The 3473-nt window shown below is 69.5% G+C and carries 1 protein-coding gene; it reads left to right on the top strand.

All coding sequences use genetic code 11. From position 1 onward, the window contains the following. Positions 1–3449: multifunctional oxoglutarate decarboxylase/oxoglutarate dehydrogenase thiamine pyrophosphate-binding subunit/dihydrolipoyllysine-residue succinyltransferase subunit (locus tag ACFRMQ_RS39385; protein WP_380735709.1), on the top strand; the 3449-nt coding region annotated here is incomplete at its 5' end. Between the last annotated feature and the right edge of the window lie 24 nt (positions 3450–3473).

The raw sequence follows: 3473 nt of genomic DNA, 5'->3' as shown, positions 1-3473 counted from the left end.
GTCCTGCACCCCGACGACCCGAGGATCGCGCACGCCCTGCGCCGGCTCGGCTTCCGCGACACCTCCGTGGTGCGACCGCCGCCGCCGGCCCCGAGCTGGTCCAGCTGCGCGGCCCGGCGAAGGCCGTCGCCACCAACATGGACGCCTCGCTGGAGGTGCCGACCGCGACCTCGGTCCGCGCCGTGCCGGCGAAGCTGTTGATCGACAACCGCATCGTCATCAACAACCACCTCCAGCGCGCCCGCGGCGGCAAGGTCTCCTTCACCCACCTGATCGGCTACGCCCTGGTCCAGGCCGTCAAGGCCGCGCCGGGCATGAACTACAGCTACAAGGTGGAGAACGGCAAGGCCTTCCTGGTCAAGCCGGAGCACGTCAACCTGGGCCTGGCCATCGACCTGGTCAAGCCGAACGGTGACCGCCAGCTGGTCGTCGCGGCCATCAAGAAGGCCGAGACCCTCGACTTCTTCGGCTTCTGGCAGGCCTACGAGGACATCGTCCGCCGGGCCCGCGCCAACAAGCTGACCATGGACGACTTCACCGGCGTCACGGTCTCGCTGACCAACCCCGGCGGCATCGGCACCGTGCACTCCGTGCCGCGCCTGATGCAGAACCAGGGCACCATCGTCGGCGTCGGCGCCATGGAGTACCCGGCCGAGTTCCAGGGCTCCGCCCCGGAGACCCTGTCCCGCCTGGGCGTCTCCAAGATCATGACGCTGACCTCGACCTACGACCACCGCGTCATCCAGGGCGCGGCGTCCGGCGAGTTCCTGCGCGAGATCCACCGTCTGCTGCTCGGCGAGAACGGCTTCTACGACGAGATCTTCGAGTCGCTGCGGATCCCGTACGAGCCGGTCCGCTGGGCCACCGACGTCGCCACCACCCACGACGACGAGGTCAACAAGACCGCCCGCGTCATGGAGCTGATCCACTCCTACCGGGTCCGCGGCCACCTGATGGCCGACACCGACCCGCTGGAGTACAAGCAGCGCAAGCACCCCGACCTGGACGTCACCACCCACGGCCTCACCCTGTGGGACCTGGAGCGCGAGTTCGCGGTCGGCGGCTTCGGCGGCCAGAAGATGATGAAGCTCCGCGACATCCTCGGCCTGCTGCGCAACACCTACTGCCGCACCGTCGGCATCGAGTACATGCACATCCAGGACCCGAAGCAGCGCAAGTGGCTGCAGGAGCGCCTGGAGAAGCCGTACGCGAAGCCGGAGCGCGAGGAGCAGCTGCGGATCCTGCGCCGCCTGAACTCTGCCGAGGCCTTCGAGACCTTCCTGCAGACCAAGTACGTCGGCCAGAAGCGCTTCTCGCTGGAGGGCGGTGAGTCGCTGATCGCCCTGCTGGACGCGACCATCGACGCCGCCGCCGAGCACCGCCTGGACGAGGCCGTCATCGGCATGGCCCACCGCGGCCGCCTGAACGTGCTGGCCAACATCGTCGGCAAGCCGTACGGCAAGATCTTCGGCGAGTTCGAGGGCAACCTCGACCCGAAGTCGATGCACGGCTCCGGTGACGTCAAGTACCACCTGGGCTCCGAGGGCACCTTCACCGGCCTGGACGGCGAGACCATCAAGGTCTCGCTGGCCGCCAACCCCTCCCACCTGGAGACGGTCGACCCGGTCGTCGAGGGCATCGCCCGCGCCAAGCAGGACATCCTGGACCAGGGCGGCACCACCTTCCCGGTGCTGCCGATCCAGATCCACGGCGACGCGGCCTTCGCCGGCCAGGGCGTCGTCGCGGAGACCCTGAACATGTCGCAGCTGCGCGGCTACCGCACCGGCGGCACCGTGCACGTCGTGGTGAACAACCAGGTCGGCTTCACCGCCGCCCCGGCCAGCAGCCGCTCCTCGATGTACTGCACCGACGTGGCCCGCATGATCGAGGCCCCGATCTTCCACGTGAACGGCGACGACCCGGAGGCCGTGGTCCGCGTCGCGCGGCTCGCCTTCGAGTTCCGCCAGACGTTCCACAAGGACGTCGTGATCGACCTCATCTGCTACCGCCGCCGCGGTCACAACGAGGCCGACAACCCGTCGTTCACCCAGCCGCTGATGTACGACCTGATCGACAAGAAGCGCTCGGTGCGCAAGCTGTACACCGAGGGCCTGATCGGTCGCGGCGACATCACCATGGAAGAGGCGGAGCAGGCGCTCCAGGACTTCCAGGGCCAGCTGGAGAAGGTCTTCGCCGAGGTCCGCGACGCGGCCCAGGCGCCGGCCGACGCCACCGCCGGCAAGCCGGTCGCCGACTTCCCGGTCTCCATCCAGACCGGCATCTCCCAGGAGATGGTCAAGCGGATCGCCGCCTCGCAGGTCAACCACCCGGACTGGCTGACCGTCCACCCGCGCCTGCTGCCGCAGCTCCAGCGCCGCGCCGCCTCGGTCGAGGACAACACCATCGACTGGGCGACGGGCGAGACCCTCGCCATCGGCTCGCTGCTCATGGAGGGCCACCCGGTCCGCCTGGCCGGCCAGGACAGCCGCCGCGGCACCTTCGGCCAGCGGCACGCCGTCCTGATCGACCGCAAGACCGGCGAGGACTACACCCCGCTGCAGTACCTCACCGAGGACCAGGCCCGCTACACCGTCTACGACAGCCTGCTGTCGGAGTACGCGGCCATGGGCTTCGAGTACGGCTACTCGCTGACCCGCCCGAACGCGCTGGTCATGTGGGAGGCGCAGTTCGGCGACTTCGTCAACGGCGCGCAGACCATGGTGGACGAGTACATCGCCTCCGCCGAGCAGAAGTGGGGCCAGCACTCGGGCGTCACCCTGCTGCTGCCGCACGGCTACGAGGGCCAGGGCCCGGACCACTCGTCCGCCCGCCCGGAGCGCTTCCTCCAGCTGTGCGCGCAGAACAACATGACGGTCGCCATGCCGACCCTGCCGTCGAACTACTTCCACCTGCTGCGCTGGCAGGCGCACAACCCGCACCACAAGCCGCTGGTCGTCTTCACTCCGAAGTCGATGCTGCGTCTGAAGGCCGCGGCGAGTGCGACCGAGGAGTTCCTCTCCGGCTCGTTCCGCCCGGTCATCGGTGACTCCACCGTCGACCCGGCGCAGGTCCGCAAGGTGGTCATCACCGCCGGCAAGTTCTACTACGACCTGGAGGCCGCCCGCACCGAGCGCGGCGTCACCGACACCGCGATCGTCCGGGTCGAGCGGCTCTACCCGCTGCCGGTGGCCGAGCTCCAGGAGGAGCTGGCCCGCTACGGCGACGACGTCCAGTTCGTCTGGGCCCAGGAGGAGCCGGCCAACCAGGGTGCCTGGCCGTTCATCGCGATGAACCTGGTCGACCACCTCCAGGTCGTCATCGGCCGCAGCGGCGGCGACGCCCGCCTGCGCCGTGTCGCCCGCCCGGCCGCCTCGTCGCCCGCCGTCGGCTCGGCCAAGCGGCACGCCGCCGAGCAGCAGGCGCTGGTCGAGGAGGTCTTCGCGCTCTGACGCGCGGGGCCCGCTGTTCGAACG

Source organism: Kitasatospora sp. NPDC056783 (assembly GCF_042789895.1).
Classification (GTDB): domain Bacteria; phylum Actinomycetota; class Actinomycetes; order Streptomycetales; family Streptomycetaceae; genus Kitasatospora.
Note: the sequence above shows the minus strand (reverse complement) of the source record. Positions and strands in the feature narration are given on the sequence as shown.